Raw genomic sequence first — 17354 nt, forward strand, 5'->3', positions numbered from 1 at the left:
GCCGTTTCCCGGGAAACGGCAGACCGGTCGGCCCGTGCGGCATCCGTCGGACTTCGGCGTGCCGCGATGCCCGCCGTGGGCGGAACCGCGCGGGGCCCGGGGCCGGTGTGGCGCGGGGTCAGCTGAAGGCGGTGGCGGCGGTGAGGGTCGAGTGGGCGATTGGCTGGCCAATGCCTGCCAGGACGTCGATGCAGTTGTCGATGATCGGCTGGTCGCTGTCGATGTTCAGGACCGCGGTCAGGGTCTCCCCGGCGAGGCGGGAGGAGGAGCCGGTGACGGTTCCGGTGAGGGTGCCGGCGCCGTCGACCTCGACGACGGCGATGTCGGTGATGGTGCTGCTGGCATGCGTCCCGTTCTGCAGGTTCCAGGTGAAGGTCGCCGTGGAGCCCGGGACCAGCGCCGGCACCGTGAGCGGGTTGCAGCTGAGCGTGCCGAACGTGAGCGTCGCCGTGACGGTGCCGCCCACCACAGCCGTCGGGCCGCTCTGGGAGTCGGTGCACCCGGTCGCCGTCCCCCCGATCGTCACGGTGGTGGCCTCCGGGCCGTCCGACAACGCCGGGTCGAAGGTGACGGCGGCGTTCACGGTGCAGTTCAGGATCTCCGAGGCGGTTGCCGGGGCGGCATCGGCGGCCGGTGCCACGCCGGTGGCCAGCGCGGCGAGGACGGCGGACACGGTCAGGGCGCTTCGACGTACGGACATGCGGGTTCCCTTTCTTCGTCGGACCGGAGCGGAGGCGCTCTGTACGCCCCCGGGGTACCGGGCCTGTCCGGCAGGTGCGACCGGCCGGAGGTCGGCGGGAGACGCGGGCCGGTTAGAAGGTCACCCGCTGCTCGGCGTCCAGGCTCCCGGGGGTCCCTCCCGTGGCGCCGCTGAAGTGGACGAAGACGTCGGCGGTCGAGCTGTCCGGGGTGATGAAGCCGAAGCCCTTCTCGGAGTTGAACCACTTCACCGTGCCCGTGGCCCGGCCGCGGGGGCTGGTGCTCGCGGTGGGGAAGGTGAAGGTCGCCTGGGCTCCGGGCGCGGAGCAGCTGAGGGGCAGCGAGCCGGTCGCCAGGACGGGGCTCTGGAACGGGGCGCTCTCGTCGGCGGTGATGGTGCCGGTGCCGGCGGCCGGGCAGGTGAACCCGCCGGTGACCGCCAGGTTTCCGCTCTGGTCCGGGGTCGCGCCGTCGAGGGAGACCTCGCCCACCTGGTTGTCGAGCAGCGTGATCCGGTCGTAGCCCAGCGCGGTGCCGAGTGCGCTGTTCAGGGTGATGGTCACCGTGATGTCGTCGCCCCAGTCGCCGCCCGATCTCAGGAGCCCGTTGTCGACGCGGCCGCTGACCGCCTGACCTCTGACCGGCTGGCCGGTGGAACCGTCCAGGCAGCTCACCGGGATGGTCTGCGAGCCGGAGCCGCCGGTGGTGTCCGTGGCGGTGACCGTGATGCCGGCGATCAGCATGGACGTCTCGCAGGAGTAGCTGCCGGTCCAGGTCAGGACACGGCCGGACGTGCTCGCGGTGGCGATCTCCACCCCGTCGTTCGCCGGTTCCGCCGCGGCGGCGGGAGCGGCCAGTGCCACGACCAGGGCGATCGCCCCGAGCGGCACCACCGCGCGCCGCAGCGGTGGACGCCGACCTGCCGTACGCCGTGTCACAGAGCCCGAGGCTGCCATTCGCCTATCCGTTCGTTAGATCTGGTTCATGGGGACATCGTCACAACGGGAGTCCCCCGACGCATGTGCTGTGAGGCGAATGGGAACCCCGGTGGCCCGGGCCGGAGTGCTCCCGCGGATACGCCGCACCCGGGCCGGGCTGGGAGGCCGGGCATACCGGCAGGCCAGGGGTGCCGTCAACTGCCTTGTGGCTGACCGAGTGTCACAGTCCAGTCCCTGTCATGTCCTGACGATTGTGACGCTGCGGATGGCACCGAAAGCCGTCGTCCGGCCGTCCTGTGGTGTGTTCGATCAAGCAGTCCACATCGCCATCGGGGAGCCACCATGTCCGTCCGTCGCCGTCGCCCGCTGTTCGTCTCCGCCGTCCTCGTCGTCGGGGCGGGGCTCGCGTTGACCGCCTGCGGACCTGAGAACACCGACGCGCCCGCCGGCTCGGCGAGCTCCGCGCCCACCAAGGCGGCCGCCGGTGCTCCCTCGGCGACTGCACCGGCTCCGGGTGCACCGGCTCCCGCCGGCTCGGCGGCGCCCACCGCCGCGCACACGCCGGCCGGTGCGAGCCCGTCGAGCGGTGGCGGGGCCGCCGGCGGGAGTGCCGCCGCCCAGCCGTGCGACATCCAGAGCCTCGCGATCAACGCGTCGGCGCGCGCCGGGGCGGCCAACCAGTGGGTGATCGAGGTGCGAAACACCGGCGCGAAGGCCTGCAGCCTGAGCTCCTCCCCGAGCGTCGACCTGGGCGACTCGGCCGCCCGGGACCAGAGCAAGAACCTCAAGCCGGTGCTCGCCAGCGGCACGGAGCGGTTCCCGGTCCCGGCGGGCCGGAGCGCCTACGCGGTGATCGACCTCGACCCGAGCGGCGCCACCACCGGCACCGCCCCCGGCATCAACGAGATCAACGTGCTGGTCGACGGCGAGGGCACCAACATGCCCCTCGCGAACACCCGCAACTTCCCGCTCCCCGCCGGGGCCCACGTCCTGAACCCCAAGATGGGCAACTACCGGGGCAGCGTGGCGGACGCGGTCGCCTCCATGACCGCCGCCCCCAAGTAGCCCCGGCCGTACGTCCGAAGCCGCTTCCGGCCGCCCGCTCCCGGGCCCCAGGCCCTGTCCACGGGCTGGAATTCCGCCCGTGCGGCCCGTGGGGCGGGGCACGATGGGCGGCATGATCCTGCAACCGGAGACCGACGACCTCGCCGCCTACCTCGTGGCGGACGGGGTCATCGACCACCAGGACCCGCAACTGCTGCGGTTGGCCGCCGAGTTGGCCACCCCCGAGGCGGCCTTCCAGCACGTCCGCGACGAGGTCCGGCACTCCGCCGACGCGGGCGCCTACAGCGGGGCGTTCCGCGCCTCGGAGGTGCTGGCCGCGGGCAACGCGATCTGCCACGGCAAGGCCCACCTGCTGGCGGCGCTGCTGCGAGCGCAGGGCGTGCCGACGGGCCTGTGCTACCAGCGACTGACGGACGGCGAGGGCGACTTCGTGCTGCACGCCCTCAACGCCGTGCACCTGAACGGCCGTTGGGCCCGCCTGGACGCCCGGGGCAACCGCGAGGGCGTCGACGCGCGGTACGACCTGGAGCGGGAACGGCTGGCCTGGCCGGTGCGGCCGGAGCTGGGGGAGTGCGACTACCCCGCGGTCTTCGCGGCGCCGCCGGCCGCGCTGGTCCGGGCCCTCGCCGAGGCGGTGCCGGGCCGCGCCGGCTACGGCTACCTCCCGGGAGAGCTGCCGGTCGACGGCGGGTCGACCGGGCGGCTCAGGGCCTGATCGGCCGAGGCGCGCGCCAGAGCCTCGCGGGGAGGTCCCGGCGGGACGGCGCGGACAGCTTGCGCAGCACCCTGGCCACGTGGTTCTCGACGGTTCTGGTGGACAGGTGCAGTGCGGCCGCGATCTGACTGTTGGTCAGGCCTCCGGCCGCGAGTTCGGCGACCTCCCGTTCGCGCGGGGAGAGCCCGGGATGGGCGGGCCGGCCTCGGCGCGGGGGTGCGAGGGCGCGCAGGCGGGAGCGGACGCGGGCGGCGTCGTGGGTGGCGCCGAGCCCGGTCAGGACGAGGAGGGCTTCGGTGAGCCGGTCGACGGTGTCGCGGTCGGCGTCCTCGCCTTCGCCCGCGGCCGTGGCGCAGCGGGCCGCTGCCTCCGCCGCCAGGGCGGCCATGTACGGGCGGGGCAGCGCGGCGTAGGCGTCCGCGGCGGCGCGGTAGCCGTCGGCGGCGCGCGCGAGGTCCCCGTCGTGCTCGGCCAGGGTGGCGCGGCACCACTGTCGGGCGGCCGCCGCGAGGGGCAGGTGCGGCGCGGCGGGGGCCGTGCGGAGGTCCCGGGCCATCGTCCGGGCCGCGGCGGGGTCGCTGGTGCTCAGCGCCGCCGTGACGGCCCAGGGCGCCAGTTCCGCAGCCCAGGCCCAGATGCCCTTGCTCCGCAGCCGTCCCCAGGCCTGCGTCGCGTGCGTTCTGGCGTCGTCGTGGTCGCCGCGGGCCAGGGCCAGCCGGACGAGTACGGTCGAGGAGAGCGCCGCCACCGGCGCCAACTGCTGGTCCGGGTGCGGCGCCAGGCCGCCGGCCAGCCAGGCCCGGCACTGGGACCACTCGCCGCGGGCGAGGCACAGCGCGGCGAGGACGGTTCGTGCCTCGTGGCCGAGCACCGGGGTTCGCGCGGTGTCCGCGACCAGGTCGGCGGCCCGGTCGGCGAGGCCCGTCCAGCGGCCGGTGGCCCAGTCGAGGAGCAGCCGGATGCTGCGGATGCCGTGGGCGACGTGGGGGCCGGCGTGGTGGCGTCCGGCCAGGGCCGCGCCGCGTTCGAGGAAAGCCCGGCTGTCGTGGTAGCGGCCGAGCCACAGGGTGGCGTCGGCGGCGTTGCACAGGGCGCGGGCCCGGTGACCGGCCGACGCGGCGTCACCGTTGCCCTCGTCCTCCCCCAACGGCCGGGCCGGGAGCGCCTGTTCGGCCCCGGGGTCGCCGAGGGTCAGGAGCAGCCCGACGAGGTTGGCGTTGACGGCGGCCCGCAGAACGGGGTCGGTGGTGCCCGCCAGCGCGGCGCCGGCTCGTTCCGCGCACTGCCGGTGCTCGGCGAGCGGGATGCCGGGCCAGTGCGGCATGGACATCGCGGCCAGGACGCGGGCGGCGAGGCCGGGTTCGTCGGGGAGGGTCCTGGCGGCGCGCTCCAGGTGCAGCCAGCCGTCGTGGTCTGGTGTCGTCGGGGTGCACAGCGACAGCCCCTGCAGTACCCGGGCCTGGGCGCGCAGCGGGCCGGGCAGGAGCGGGGCGCCGGTGAGGGTGTCGAGCAGGGCGCCGGCGTCCTGGAGGGTGAACCCGGCGATGCGGCGCAGAGCCGCCGTGGCGAGCCTCGCGCGGGCGGGGCCGGGGATCCGGCGGTCGGCGAGCAGGTCCTGGAGGAGCCGGGCGGCCTCGCGGTGCCGTCCGGCGGCGGCGTGGGTCTCGGCGGCGCGCTCGGCGGCCCGGACCAGGCCGCGGCGGACCCCTGCCGCCAGGAGGTGCCCGGCGACCTGCGGCCAGGGGACGTCGGCGCGCCGTCTCAGCACCTGCGCCGCCCGGTGGTGCAGGTCGGCGCGTTCGGGGGCGGGGAGGCTCGCGGTCACGGCCCGGGCGGCGAGCGGCACGCGGAAGCCGTACCGCCGGGGGCCGAGGTCGGTCAGCACGGCCGCGGTGAGGGCGGCGAGGAGCATGCCGCGCGCCGTCTCCGCCGTCAGGTCGGTCAGGGCTGCCAGTTCGGCTTCGGAGGCCGGTTCGCCCAGCACCGCCGCGGCGTGCGCCAACCGCCGGGCGTCCGACGGGAGGTGGGCGAGTCGGCGCAGTACGGTCTCGGCCAGGCGTGGTGGGGCCTCCAGCGCCTCGACGGCGTCCACGGTCGGGCCGTCCGGGGCAGTGCCCGCCAGGACGGTGCCGGCCAGGACGGGCAGGACGTCCACGAGCACCTGGGCGACGCCGCCGGTGACCGCGTACAGCCGCTCGATCACATCGTCCGGGCACCGGGTGCCCAGGGTCCGTTCGGCCAACTCCCGTGCCGCCGCGGCCGGGAGCGGACCGGTCCGGATCCGGAGGACGGCGGTGCCGGGCGGGCAGGTGAGCGGCTCGCCCAGCAGGGGCCGGTCGGCCGGAAGGTTCTCGGGCCGCCAGGTGAGCACCAGGGCGCAGCCGTTCGGGAGCATGCGGGCCAGGTGCCGGATCCGGCACCTGGTGCGTTCGTCGGCCCGGTGGACGTCCTCCACGACCAGCAGGGTCGGGACGGCGGTCCGGGTCGGGTCGCCGAAGGCGCGGGTGAGGGCGTCGAGGGCGTGCTGTGCGTCGTCGTCGTCGGACGGGCCGGGGCAGGTCAGGGTCAGGCAGCCGGAGCCGGCCGGGTGTCGGCGGCGGAGCCCTGCCACGAGGTGCGACTTGCCGGTGCCGGCCGGGCCCTCCACCAGCAGGACCGTCCCGGGGCGGGCCGGGTCGGCGAGGGAACCGTGGAGCACGGCCTTCCAGGGGTCGCTCACGCTCGCCTCCGCTCGTCCTGACGGTGCGTACGTCCTGGCGGTGCGTACGGGGCTGCGCCCGCCCGCCGGGCCCGATCGTGAGGATGCCCGCGGTTCGGGGTTCGGACGCCCGGGTGGGCAACCGGCGTTCAGGCCAGGTGGATTGATTGAGTATGGGTACTTCCGGCAGCCGGATTGTGTCGTGCCGGGGCCTGGCCCACGCTGATGGCCACCCGCTCCGTTCGCCAGTGACCGGATCTCCCCGCGCATCCGATCCGCTCCTCGGCGGGCGGCGGCTGCCACCCCCCTCGGGTTCCCCCATACCTAGGAGTGTCATGAGCACGACACTATCGCGCCGTTCGTCCGTACTGAGGACCGCGGCCGCGGCCGCCGGCGCGTGCGCCCTCGTCGTCGCAGGTACCGTCCTCGCACCTGGCGCCCAGGCGGCCCCGGTCCCGGCGTCGGCCCCGGCCCACGCCGCCCACCCGGCCGCCCCGTGGGCCGACGCACCGACGGGCGCCCCCGTGTCCGGCCGCGTCCTCGGCGACGCCGGCATCAGGCCGCAGGACCGGCCCGCCGTCCAGCGGTTCCGCGAGCTGCGCGCGGGCCTCGCCACGGAGGCGCGGCCCTCGGAGACGGCCACGAACCGCACCGCCCCGGCACCGATCGCCGCCCAGGCCCACCGGTGGTGGGGCACCGAGCTGGGCCCCAACGGCAACACCGGCTACGACGCCGTCATCGCCACCCACACCCTCGACGACGCGCTGCGCCTGAGTGGCGCCAACGACTTCCTCTACGCCCCCACCACCAAGCCGCGCAGCAACTCCTGCATCGAGATGGTCACCGTCCACACCCGGGACAGCGCCCAGATATGGGCCTGGGACTGGTGCACCACCGACCCCTCCCAGGCGGTCGGCGCGACCGTCGACATCGACGCCGCCTTCCTCCGGAAGTACGGCGCCACCGTGAACGGCCGCTCCGCCTACAGCGTCCAGGTCCAGCTCACCGACGCCCGGACCAACACCTGGAGCGCCTCCCTCTACAACGTCGCCACCAGCACCTGGGACCCGTTCTTCACCAGCCGGGGCACCGACCAGACCGGCCTCGACTACGGCTGGGACATGTTCGAGTACTACTCCGACCGGACGGCCTCCGGCAACGTGGGCGTCTGCCAGGACCTGAGCGGACGGGTCGTCGAGACCACCGGGCTGAAGGTCCGCACCCCCGCCACCGGCGCCTGGAGCGACGCAGGCCCCTCCAACTCGACCGTCTTCCCCGCCGCGACCATGAACCCGTCGACCTACTACTGCCCCGGCATCGCCGGCCGCATGGCCACGGCCTACAGCGCCTGGCAGGTGACCGTCCGCTGACCCGCCGTTCGCCCCTCCGGGACCCGGCTGTTCCGGAGCGGCGTCACGGGGCCGGCCGGGGCTCGACGGAGAGGGTGTGCCGGAAGAGCCCGTACGGGTCCCAGCGGGCCTTCACGGCCTGGAGCCGCGGGTAGCCGTCCTTGTAGTAGAGGGTGTGCCAGGGGACGCCGGAGCGGTTCCAGGTCGGGTCGGCGAGGTCGGCGTCGGGGTAGTTGATGTAGGAGCCGTCGCTGACCTCGCCGGGCACCGGCACGCCGCCGGTGTCCGCGTACATCGCGCGGTAGAACCCCCGCACCCAGGCGAGGTTCGCCGCGTCCTCCCGCTCGTCCGTCCACACCGTCTGGTAGACGACCTTCATCACCGCGTCCCGCTGGGCGGTCGCGGTCGCCCCCGGCGCCACCGCGTTCACCTGGCCGCCGTAGCCGACGAACAGCAGACCGCCGTGCGAGACGGCGGCGCCGTCCGTCAACCAGCCGTAGGCGGTGGCGAGTTGGGCGTCGGTGTACGAGCGGCGCAGGTACGCTGCCTTGAGCTTGTAGCGCCGGCTGAACATGTCCCCGGCCGCTCCCGCGCCCGGCCAGGTGAGGGCGTGCAGCCACGGTACGGTCCGGTGGTCGACGGCGGGTTCGACGCCGGTGCCCGCGCCGACCGCGGACACGAGCTCGGCCACCATCCGGTCCAGGTCGGGGACGGCGGCGTCGGCCTGCACGAACATCGTGATCGGGCCGCCGCCGCGACGGGCCACCGAGAGGATGGCGTACAGGCCCGCGTACGGGGAGCCCGGCTCGCTGTGATGCTCGTGCCAGGTGCCGAAATTGCGCAGCAGGGTGGTGAACGCCTGTTCCGTCATCCGCTCGTCCCAGGCCCAGACAGCCTGGTAGCCCTTCAGCTCGCGGGGCGAGGGCGGCAGCAGTCGGGACGGGTCGTCGCCCGTCGCGTCCGGGGAGCGCAGCCAGTAGCGGGTGACCACGCCGAAGTTGCCGCCGCCACCGCCGGTGTGGGCCCACCACAGGTCCCGGTGCGGGTCGTCCGGCTCACGGGTGGCGACCACCGTCCGTGCTCGGTCGGCCCGGTCCGCCACCACCACCTCCACGCCGTGGAGGTGGTCCACCACCGAGCCGTAGCGGCGCGAGAGCGGCCCGTACCCGCCACCGGCGAAGTGCCCGCCGGCGCCCACCTCGGGGCACGCGCCCGCCGGGACCGTCACGCCCCAGCCCGTGAACAGCGCCCGGTACACCCGCCCGAGCGTGGCGCCGGGCCGGACGGCGAACGCCCGCCGCTCCGGGTCGTAGCCGACCGCGTCCATGGGGGAGAGGTCCAGCAGCAGGCGGACGCCCGGATCGGCGGTGAAGTCCTCGAAGCAGTGGCCGCCGCTGCGCGGCGCGATCCTCCGCCCGGAGCGCAGCGCCTCCGTGACGGCGCGTACGACGTCCTCGGTGGTGGCGGCGACCCGTTTCTCGTCCGGGTCGCCGGCGAAGCGGAAGTTGTCGCCCCGCAGCAGGCTCGCGTACCGGGGGTCGCCCCGCCGGATCACCGCCGAGCTCCGGCCCGGGGCCTTCGCCGGGGCGGCTCCTCCGGCGGACCCCGCGGCCCCCGGCAGGCCCGAGGCCGCGCCGCCGGCCAGCAGGGCGCCGGCCGAGGCGAGCAGGCCCCGGCGGTTCGGTCCGTACGGGCCCGGTCGGTCCGTCATGTCCACCACCCCGTTCCCCCGCGATCCGGGTCTCTCCGTGACGACTACCGCTGCCAACGGTCCCACACGCGACCGGAGTTGAGAACAGAACGTGTCCTGTCCGCCGGGCTGACCCGACGCGCGGGAACGGGCCCCGGGGCGACGGCCGACGGACGGCCGGCCGGACCGGAGGGGCCTGCGACACCACTTGTCCGAGGGCGCGGATAGGGTGACGTGCCCGTGCCGCGCGGCCGACCTGTCGGCGTGCGGCCTTTCGTCGTGTCAGGAGATATCTGGGTGAAGACCCGTATGACAGCGCTCCGGAGCGCCGCGGTCGTCGCGGCGGCCGTCCTCATGGCGGCGCCCGCCGCCGGCTCCGCCGTAGCCGCCCCCGCCGGAAGCCCGGACACCAAGAAGGTGACCTACCAGGGCCGCGTCTTCCAGGTGCCCACGGCCTGGCCGGTCGTCGACCTGGCCGCGGACCCGCAGGCCTGTGTCCGCTTCGACCAGCGCGCGGTGTACCTCGGCCACCCGGGCGAACAGCAGGTCTGCCCGCCGCGGTTGACCGGCCGCTCGGAGGCCCTGCTGGTCGAGCCCGCCGCCGGCGCCGCGCCCGACCGGGAGGGCTCCAACCCGGTCGCGCAGACGATCCGCGCGGAGGACGGCGTCGTCGCGGTGACCGGTACGTACGACACGGACCAGCCGCTGGTGCGCCGGATCATCACCAGTGCCGGGCTCACCCCCGCGCCGGAACACCGACCGGAGCCGGCGCCCGCCGCAGCCCCGACGGCCCCCGCCGCGAAGTCCGCCACGCCCAAGTCCGCCGCCGCGCCGTCCAGCCGGGCCATGGCCGCACCGGCGCCGATGGCCGCCGCGGCCCAGGTGCCCGCGTCGGCGACGAACTACACCGGCAAGGGCTTCGACGCCTGCACGGCGCCCTCCAGCGCCGCGATGAACGCGTGGATGACCTCCTCCCCGTACCGGGCGGTCGGCATCTACATCGGCGGTGTCAGGCGGGGCTGCGCCCAGCCGAACCTGACGTCCTCCTGGGTCCAGCAGCAGCAGTCCGCGGGCTGGTCCTTCATGCCGCTGTACGTCGGCGTGCAGGCCCCGAAGATCGCCTACCCCGCCACCGAGGGCGCCAACGCCGCCGACGACGCGGTGGCCCAGGCCCAGGCCCTCGGCTTCGGCCCCGGCACGATCCTCTACTACGACATGGAGGGCTACACCACCCCGCAGTACTCGGCCACGGTGCTCGCCTTCCTCACCGCCTGGACCAACGAACTGCACGCCTGGGGCTACAACTCCGGCGTCTACAGCAGCTCCTCGTCCGGCATGAAGGACCTCGCCGCCAACGCCGGCAACAGCGCCTACACCATGCCCGACGCCGTCTTCAGCGCCAACTGGAACGGCAAGGAGGACACCGCCGACCCGTCGATACCGGCCGGCTACTGGTCCAACCACCAGCGCGCCCACCAGTACGCCTCGCCGGCGAACCCGGAGAGCTGGGGCGGCTACTCCATAGCGATCGACCAGGACTACGTCGACATCCAGCTCACCAGCGCCCCGCCCTCCCTGTCCTCCGCGCTCTTCCTCGGCGTGCGCCAGAGCTCGGGCGCCTGGCCCGGCTTCAGCCCGCTGACGGGCGGGGCGGGCGTCTTCCGCGGCTCGGAGGCCGCGATCGCCGGGCTGCCGGGAGGCTCCTCGCAGGAGCTGGGCATCGGCCTGGACGGCCGGCTCTACCACGGGGTCCGCGCCGCGAACGGCAGCTGGAGCGGCTTCGCCGCACTCCCCGACGACGGCACGCCCGCCACCCAGGCCCGCCGGGCCGCCATCGCGGGCCTGCCGGACGGCTCCTCGCAGGTGGTGAGCATCGGCAGTGACGGTAACGTCTACCACGAGTCCCGTTTCCCCGACGGCACTTGGAGCGGCTTCGCCCCGTTGTCCGGGGTCGGCACACCGAGCATGCTGGCCGGGGACGTCGCCATCGCCGGCCTGTCCGACGGCTCCTCGCAGGTCCTGGCGATCGGCAGCGACGGCAACGTCTACCACGAGTCCCGTTTCCCCAACGGCACTTGGAGCGGCTTCGCCCCGCTCCCCGGGGTGAACAGCTCGCGGATGGCGGCCGGCCGGGTGGCCATCACGGGCCTGTCGGACGGCTCCTCGCAGGTCCTGGCGATCGGCAGCGACGGCAACGTCTACCACGAGTCCCGTTTCCCCAACGGTACTTGGAGCGGCTTCGCCCCGCTCTCCGGCGTCGGTGCGCCCACCATGGGCGCGCGGACGGTCGGCATCGCCGGCCTGCCGGACGGCTCGTCCCAGGTGGCGGTGGTCGGCAACGACGGCAACGTCTACCACGAGACCCGCTTCGGCAACGGCTCCTGGTCCGGCTTCGCCGCCGTCCAGGGCCCGTACGGCGCGAGCACCTTCCCGGCCCTGCGCGCCGCCATCGCGGGCCTGCCGGACGGCTCCAGCCAGCTCGTGGCCACCCGGAGCTGACCCCGGGCCCACCCCGCACCCGACGCCCCCGCCCCCGGCACGTCCCGGAGGCGGGGGCGTCCGACTCGATGAAGCCTCTCCGCCCTGACCGGCGAAGGAGCGGCCGCGACTCCGCCGGGTCGGCCTGACGGACGGCCGCCGGACGTCGTCGTGGTGTCGGTCACCGCAGATTCTCGGCGACGCGGACGAGTTCCTCGTCCGAGAGCCGCGGGGGAGCACCGGTCGTGACGACGAAGGTGTAGGTCCCGTCCGACCATGTCAGCGAACGGGGCCCGCCGTTCGGATCGGATTGCGTGATGGCCGCGGGGTGGCCCTTGACCAGGGCGGCCCGGCCCTCCGGTGGTGCGCTGTTCCGGAGGGTCTGGCTGATGATCAGATTGCCTTGTTCAGGGCCCGTCCCCAGTCGGTACCCGCTGGCCCAGGCCGGAGTGTCGGTCGGGAGCGGGGCCAGACCGGGCAGGTGGACCATCCTGCCCGCGGGATAGGGGGAGTAGTTCTCCGGCAGGAACACGGGCCGGAGGAGGTCGCGCTCGTCGAAGTGGACGGCGGGCTTGCCGGAGGCGTCGTTCAGCGCCCTGGCCCCGAGCGGTTTGTTCAGGTGGGTCGTGATCTGTCCGATGCCACCCGGGTCGCAGAACCCCGGGGGGACTGTGTGCCGCAGGGAGACCTTCACCGCGTCGGCGGACTCGCGGGCCACGAGTTCGGGCTGCTTCTCACAACCCCACCCGATGCTCAGTGTCAGGGTCCGGCCGTCCGAGCCGACCAGCAGCAACCGGCCGGCCTCGGTGCCCTCGTAGACCCTGGTCTCCGGAACCCGGTTCATCCAGGCGTTGATCGCGAAGCCGCCGCCGAGCAAGGCTATGGCAGCCCCGGCGGTCAGGCGGATCCGTCGTCCGTGTTTCGACATGTGACGGACCGTACCTTGCGTCGTGGGCCCCGCCCCCGGCGGTCGTGGCCGCACCGCGTCAGCGAGGCCGACGGCCGGCCGTCGGCTGCTCGACACCCGGCCCGCCGGCGTGCGGCACCTGGACGTAGCCCTCGGCTGGCACCGGCAGCGCGTCGATGCACGCCGTCGAACAGGCGTTGACCAGCAGCGGCAGGACGTCGGCGCCCGACGTCCACAGGGAGATCCAGGCCTGACGAAGGTTCACGCCCTCGACGCGCCGGTCGCAGACGCTGCACGTACGGATCGCCGAGGCACCCCACACACCGGGGTCGAGGTCCTCGACGTCGACGCCCCGGGCGGAGGCCGCCGTCGGCAGCTGCGGGAAGGGCGGCCGCCGCTTGTAGTTCCCGTACACGGCCCGGGTGCTCACCGTACTGCGACGCAGGCCGGCACACCGGGTGATCTCGTACGGGAACCAGTGCAGGCGGTAGGAGGTGTACGGGGAGAACTCCTCAAGGCTGCGCATCGCGCCGATCTCGGGCGGGATGCGCACCAGGTTGCTGCCGTACAGCACGAGGTGCTTGACCGAGGTGAGCTTGGCGATGGTCGGCGGGAGCGTGACGACCTGGCGCCGCTGTTCCGCGGTGAGTTCCACGAGCGGCTTGAAGACCTCACGTCCGTCGGCCGCCGCCTCTTCGACCAGTTCGAGAAGGCGGATCCATCCCGGTGCGGTGGTGTCCTGGCGTTCCCGGTGGAAGCGGGTCGGCCCCTGCGGCCTGGTACGGACGTGCTCGATGCACGTGCAGCGATCGCGGGGCGAACCGTGGCCGCCGGGACCGCCGGCGTCAGCCCAACGGTTCGAGAACACCTGCGGCTTCGGCTCCTCACTCATCCGCTCACACTAGCGTCTCGGTCGACGGGTCGTGGGGGCCCGACCGGATCCTGGGCCGACGCCCGCCGGACGCGGTAGTTCCAGCGCGTGAGCGACCGGACGACGGAGGCGGAGCCGACGGGGTTGGCGCTGTGGACGTAGACCGTTCCGATCCGGAAGGGCCGTCCCTCGAAGGCCGCTTCTTCCAGGAGGGCCACCACGGGCATGACGGTGTCGTCGCCGCCGAGGTCGTGGTCGAGCCAGAGTTCGTCGATGACGCTGTCGCGGTGCTCCTCCAGGAGCCGGGTGCCTTCGCGGCTGGTGCGGGCGATCCGTGTGGCGCCGGGGAGCGGTCGCAGGTCGTCGATGCCGAGGACGACGGGCGTCGGTGCGGTGGGCGCTTCTTCCATCGGGCCAGTCTCACAGCGGGCGGGCGGGACGGCCACGAGGTTTCGGGTGGCTGCTCGGCGGGCGGCCGGGCACACGTCTGGCCCCGGCCGGGGCCTCCTTGGAGCTGCTGTCCTGGTGTCCGTGCCGGGTGGACTGCCCGCGCGGCGGGCCGCGGCCGTACCAGGTGGCGGGGAAGTGGGCGACCGGCTCTTCCCCGGGGCGCGCGAGGGGGCGCGGGCGCAGCGGGTTCATCTGTTCGAGTTGCGTCGGGCGTAGGGGGCTCCCGGGCCTGGGGAGGAAGGAGGTCTCCGGAGCGGGCGTCCCCGGGCAACGGGCCCGGCGAGGCGCGGCCGCTTGCCGCCCGGCGCGTCACCCGGTGCCGGGCCGAAGGAAGGCTCCCATGCGCAGAAGCGTCCCCTGCCTCGTCTCCTCCGCCCCGCTGGTGCTGGCGCTGGCCCTCCTGGGCGCTCCCGTCCCGGCCCAGGCAGCTCCCGCGCCCAGGGCGCCCGCCGGGCCGGCCGCGGCCGCGCCGACCAGGGCTCCCGGTACGTTCGCGATCCCTGTCCAGGACTGCGGGCCCTGGGGCTGCCAGTACGCGCCGCCCCACTTCCTCCCGGAGGACCCGCCGGCTCCCTGCGGCGCCTTCACCTGGGGCTAAATCCCTTGGCGCTTCCCGGGCGTTCCGTGGTGGAGTGACGCGTCGGCTGATCGACCATCATGCGAGGTACTGCTTTGGCGAGCGTGACCGTCTCCACCGCGTACGGCAAGGTGCGGGGCCAGGAGCGCGAAGGCGTCGCGGCCTTCCTGGGTATCCCGTTCGCGGCACCGCCCTTCGGGCCGCTCCGGTTCCGTCCGGCGCGGCCGCCCGAGCCCTGGGCGGGGGAGCGCGACTGCGGCCGCCCGGGGCAGGCCGCGCCGCAGCCCGGCTATTCCTCCGCCATGGCCGAACTCCTGGTGGAGCCCGTGGAGACGGGGGAGGACTGTCTCAACCTCAATGTGTGGTCCCCCGCACGTGGGCGTGCCGCCGGTCGTCTTCCGGTCCTGGTCTGGATCCACGGCGGGGCGTTCCGCAACGGATCCGGTTCGCTGCCCGGCTACGACGGCACCCGGCTCGCCGCGGACGGCGCGGTGTGCGTCACGCTCAACTACCGGCTGGGCGCCGAGGGCTTCCTGCTGCTGCCCGACGGAACGGCCAACCTCGGCCTGCTGGACCAGATAGCCGCCCTGGAGTGGGTCCGTGACAACATCGCGGCGTTCGGCGGCGATCCGGACAACGTCACGGTGTTCGGCCAGTCGGCCGGAGCCATCAGCATCACGGCGCTGATGACCATGGAGCGGGCCGAGGGGCTGTTCCACCGCGCGATCACCCAGAGCGGCGCCGGGCACCACTGCCACTCCCTGGAGACCGGGCGCCGGATCACCGAGCGGCTGGCCGCCATCGCCGGGGTCGAGCACACCACGGAGGCCCTGGCAGCCGTGCCCCCGGAACGGCTGATCGCCGCCAACGCCGCCCTCGGCCAGGAGATGGCCCGGGACACGGCCCCGGGCCGGTGGGGCGAGTCCGCCGGCGGCGGCACCACGGTGCTGCCGGTGGTCGACGGGACGACCCTGCGCGCCCGGCCCGTCGACGCCGTCGCGGCCGGGGCGGGCCGCGACATCGACCTGCTCACCGGTACGACCACCGACGAATTCCGGCTCTTCCTCGTCGCGTTGGGCATGGCCGACCGCATCACGGACGAGGTCCTGCACGGATTCCTGGCCTCGTTCGGGCTCGACGCCGCGCAGGCGGCCGCCGCCTACCGGGCCGGCCGTCCGGAGGCCACGCCCGGGGACCTGTTCTCGGCCGTGATGACCGACCACTCCTACCGCATCCCGGCCGTCCGCGTGGCGGAGGCCCGTGCCGCCCTGGGCGCACGGACCTTCGTCTACGAGTTCGCCCACCCCTCGCCCGCCTTGGACGGCCGGCTGGGCGCCTGCCACATGGCGGAGATCGGCCTGGTCTTCGGAACCACCGACCCGCTCCTCGGGGCGGAGCCTCCGAAGGAGCTGTCCGACCGGATGCGCGCCGCCTGGCTCGCCTTCGCCCGCGAGGGACGGCCGGAGCCCGACTGGCCGCCCTACGGCCCGGACCGTTCGGTGCTGCACCTGACCGGTGACGCCTTCCGGCTGAGGCAGGACCCGGGCGGCCGGGAGCGGTCGCTCTGGGAAGGCGTCCGGTGAGCCGCTGACGGAGGGGCGACGGCGGCTTCCAGGGGTCTCAGATCCCCGCGCCGCGGATGTCCGCGTGCACCCGGGCCGCCAGATCGGCGAGTTCGTCGGCGTCCCGCGCGTTTGTCTGGAGGTCGAGCAGCACCTCGTCAGCCCCCGCGGCCGCGTAGCCGGCCGTGTCCTGGACGATCTGCTCGACCGTGCCGACGAAGGGCTTCCGCTCGGCATCGCGCACCGGGGCCTCGGTGATCCGGACGTTCGCCCTCGCGCAGACCTGGATCGCGCCCGCATCGCGGCCGTACAACGCTGCTCGCTCGCCGATCTCACGCCGCAGGACGGCCAGTTGCCCGGGCGTGATGCCTGTCGGCAGCCAGCCGTCGGCGCGGCGGGCCACCCGGTCCAGGGCATTGCCGCCGGACGCCGCCAGGTAGACGGGCACGGGGCGTACGGGCTTCGGCCCGACCTCCGCCTCGTCGATCAGGGCGTGCCTGCCCCGGTACGACACGGGGTCGGGGCCCCACACCGCCGCGCAGACGTCCAGCAGTTCGTCCAGCACGGCTCCGCGCTCCTCGAACGGCGCGTGCCCGGCCGCCGCGTGCTCGTCCAGCGACCAGCCCGTCCCCAGCCCCGCGACCACCCGGCCGCCGCTCGCCGCGTCCAGCGTCGCGAGGGCGCGGGCCAGCTGGAACGGCCCGTGCAGCGGCGCGACGAGGACGCTGCTGCCGAGCCGGGCCCGCTCCGTCGCCGCGGCGGCGAGCGAGAGCACCACCAGCGGATGGGCGACGGACCGGTAGGAGTCCGGCCAGGCCAGCCCCGGCACGTCGTACAGGCCCTGCCGCGGCCGCTCGGGGACCAGCACCCGCTCGAAGACCCACAGGCTGTCGTAGCCGATCCGCTCCGCCGCCCGTGCCACCGCTGCCGGAGCACGCGCGAGGTCGTACCACTTCATCTGCGGCAGCCCGAGTCCCAAGCGAATGGCCATGGCTCGATCCTGGCTTCCCGCGCTCCCGGCCGCAGCCGTTGTACCCCCGTCCGCACGACGCGCGCCGGTCAGGGCGCGCGCGGTTCAGCTGCCTGCTGCCGGGGCGGGAGGTCCGAACGGGCCGCCTTCCGACGGGACCGGGTCCGGGCCCGGAGGGGAGGCTTCGAGCACCGCCCGGGCGTCGGCGAGGGCGGCCTCCAGCTGGTCGCGGAGGGGCTTGGGGAGGGAGGCGGCGCCGAGTGCGCAGGCGGCGAGGGCTGTGCGAGCTCGGCGGTCCGGCCGGGTCCGAGGCGGTCGCGTCTATGCCCCGGCGGGCGGCGACGCTGAGCGGCGCTGTCGGCCGAGCTCCGGCCGACAGCGTAGC

14 protein-coding genes are annotated in these 17354 nt (G+C 74.7%); 6 read left to right on the top strand and 8 right to left on the bottom strand.

All coding sequences use genetic code 11. The annotated features are described in order from the left end of the window. Positions 1-118: 118 nt before the first annotated feature. Positions 119-700: a hypothetical protein gene (locus ACFRQN_RS33160; protein WP_380744064.1), complete on the bottom strand. Its 582-nt coding sequence runs from the start codon at positions 698-700 to the stop codon at positions 119-121. Between the two features lie 112 nt (positions 701-812). Beyond that, the gene (locus tag ACFRQN_RS33165) at positions 813-950 is read right to left on the bottom strand and encodes a cold-shock protein (RefSeq protein ID WP_117491311.1); all 138 of its coding nucleotides are present in this window, start codon (positions 948-950) and stop codon (positions 813-815) included. Positions 951-1979: 1029 nt separating this feature from the next. On the opposite strand from ACFRQN_RS33165, the gene ACFRQN_RS33170 reads away from it, so the two are divergent. Beyond that, positions 1980-2702, top strand: coding sequence for a DUF4232 domain-containing protein (locus tag ACFRQN_RS33170; RefSeq protein ID WP_380744066.1), 723 nt, complete (start codon positions 1980-1982; stop codon positions 2700-2702). A 112-nt stretch (positions 2703-2814) separates the two neighbouring features. Further along, positions 2815-3417 (top strand): transglutaminase domain-containing protein, encoded by a 603-nt coding sequence (locus tag ACFRQN_RS33175; protein WP_380744068.1) that lies wholly within the window; start codon positions 2815-2817, stop codon positions 3415-3417. On the opposite strand, the gene ACFRQN_RS33180 is transcribed toward ACFRQN_RS33175, so the two are convergent. Further along, positions 3407-6136 carry a LuxR C-terminal-related transcriptional regulator gene (locus ACFRQN_RS33180; RefSeq protein ID WP_380744070.1) on the bottom strand — a complete coding sequence of 910 codons (2730 nt, stop codon included), beginning with the start codon at positions 6134-6136 and terminating at the stop codon, positions 3407-3409. The genes ACFRQN_RS33175 and ACFRQN_RS33180 overlap by 11 nt on opposite strands. Positions 6137-6450: 314 nt before the next feature. Here ACFRQN_RS33180 and ACFRQN_RS33185 point away from each other — a divergent pair, with 314 nt between their 5' ends. Further along, the gene (locus ACFRQN_RS33185; RefSeq protein ID WP_380744072.1) at positions 6451-7485 is read left to right on the top strand and encodes a hypothetical protein; all 1035 of its coding nucleotides are present in this window, start codon (positions 6451-6453) and stop codon (positions 7483-7485) included. A gap of 43 nt (positions 7486-7528) precedes the next feature. Here ACFRQN_RS33185 and ACFRQN_RS33190 read toward each other — a convergent pair whose 3' ends face one another. Continuing rightward, positions 7529-9175 carry an FAD-binding oxidoreductase gene (locus ACFRQN_RS33190; RefSeq protein ID WP_380744074.1) on the bottom strand — a complete coding sequence of 549 codons (1647 nt, stop codon included), beginning with the start codon at positions 9173-9175 and terminating at the stop codon, positions 7529-7531. A gap of 288 nt (positions 9176-9463) precedes the next feature. On the opposite strand from ACFRQN_RS33190, the gene ACFRQN_RS33195 reads away from it, so the two are divergent. Next, the gene (locus ACFRQN_RS33195; RefSeq protein WP_380744076.1) at positions 9464-11653 is read left to right on the top strand and encodes a glycoside hydrolase domain-containing protein; all 2190 of its coding nucleotides are present in this window, start codon (positions 9464-9466) and stop codon (positions 11651-11653) included. Positions 11654-11813: 160 nt separating this feature from the next. Here the strand turns inward: ACFRQN_RS33195 and ACFRQN_RS33200 are convergent, their stop codons facing one another. The 3 genes from ACFRQN_RS33200 to ACFRQN_RS33210 are packed head-to-tail and all read right to left on the bottom strand — an operon-like array spanning position 11814 to position 13820. Next, complete coding sequence (locus ACFRQN_RS33200; RefSeq protein WP_380744078.1) at positions 11814-12560, bottom strand: hypothetical protein; 747 nt, start codon at positions 12558-12560, stop codon at positions 11814-11816. 58 nt (positions 12561-12618) lie between these two features. Next, on the bottom strand, positions 12619-13431 hold the full coding sequence (locus ACFRQN_RS33205; RefSeq protein WP_380744080.1) for a leucine-rich repeat domain-containing protein: 813 nt from the start codon (positions 13429-13431) through the stop codon (positions 12619-12621). Next, the gene (locus tag ACFRQN_RS33210; RefSeq protein ID WP_380744082.1) at positions 13428-13820 is read right to left on the bottom strand and encodes a cyclic-phosphate processing receiver domain-containing protein; all 393 of its coding nucleotides are present in this window, start codon (positions 13818-13820) and stop codon (positions 13428-13430) included. Before ACFRQN_RS33210 ends, ACFRQN_RS33205 begins: the two co-directional genes overlap by 4 nt. A 380-nt stretch (positions 13821-14200) precedes the next feature. Between ACFRQN_RS33210 and ACFRQN_RS33215 the strand changes: the two genes are divergently transcribed. Next, positions 14201-14458: a hypothetical protein gene (locus ACFRQN_RS33215; protein WP_380744084.1), complete on the top strand. Its 258-nt coding sequence runs from the start codon at positions 14201-14203 to the stop codon at positions 14456-14458. A gap of 83 nt (positions 14459-14541) precedes the next feature. Then, positions 14542-16020, top strand: a complete 1479-nt coding sequence (locus ACFRQN_RS33220) for a carboxylesterase/lipase family protein (protein ID WP_380744089.1) — start codon at positions 14542-14544, stop codon at positions 16018-16020. A gap of 37 nt (positions 16021-16057) precedes the next feature. Here the strand turns inward: ACFRQN_RS33220 and ACFRQN_RS33225 are convergent, their stop codons facing one another. Beyond that, positions 16058-16990, bottom strand: coding sequence for a TIGR03619 family F420-dependent LLM class oxidoreductase (locus tag ACFRQN_RS33225; protein WP_380744086.1), 933 nt, complete (start codon positions 16988-16990; stop codon positions 16058-16060). Positions 16991-17354: the final 364 nt, after the last annotated feature.

Origin of the sequence: Kitasatospora sp. NPDC056800, from assembly GCF_042789775.1 — a bacterium.
Taxonomy (GTDB): Bacteria; Actinomycetota; Actinomycetes; order Streptomycetales; family Streptomycetaceae; genus Kitasatospora.

Coding starts and splice junctions, on each gene's coding strand:
- ACFRQN_RS33185 (WP_380744072.1), top strand. CDS start 6,451: ATGAGCACGACACTATCGCGCCGTTCGTCCGTACTGAGGACCGCGGCC.
- ACFRQN_RS33175 (WP_380744068.1), top strand. CDS start 2,815: ATGATCCTGCAACCGGAGACCGACGACCTCGCCGCCTACCTCGTGGCG.
- ACFRQN_RS33190 (WP_380744074.1), bottom strand. CDS start 9,175: ATGACGGACCGACCGGGCCCGTACGGACCGAACCGCCGGGGCCTGCTC.
- ACFRQN_RS33225 (WP_380744086.1), bottom strand. CDS start 16,990: ATGGCCATTCGCTTGGGACTCGGGCTGCCGCAGATGAAGTGGTACGAC.
- ACFRQN_RS33210 (WP_380744082.1), bottom strand. CDS start 13,820: ATGGAAGAAGCGCCCACCGCACCGACGCCCGTCGTCCTCGGCATCGAC.
- ACFRQN_RS33205 (WP_380744080.1), bottom strand. CDS start 13,431: ATGAGTGAGGAGCCGAAGCCGCAGGTGTTCTCGAACCGTTGGGCTGAC.
- ACFRQN_RS33215 (WP_380744084.1), top strand. CDS start 14,201: ATGCGCAGAAGCGTCCCCTGCCTCGTCTCCTCCGCCCCGCTGGTGCTG.
- ACFRQN_RS33160 (WP_380744064.1), bottom strand. CDS start 700: ATGTCCGTACGTCGAAGCGCCCTGACCGTGTCCGCCGTCCTCGCCGCG.
- ACFRQN_RS33195 (WP_380744076.1), top strand. CDS start 9,464: ATGACAGCGCTCCGGAGCGCCGCGGTCGTCGCGGCGGCCGTCCTCATG.
- ACFRQN_RS33200 (WP_380744078.1), bottom strand. CDS start 12,560: ATGTCGAAACACGGACGACGGATCCGCCTGACCGCCGGGGCTGCCATA.
- ACFRQN_RS33170 (WP_380744066.1), top strand. CDS start 1,980: ATGTCCGTCCGTCGCCGTCGCCCGCTGTTCGTCTCCGCCGTCCTCGTC.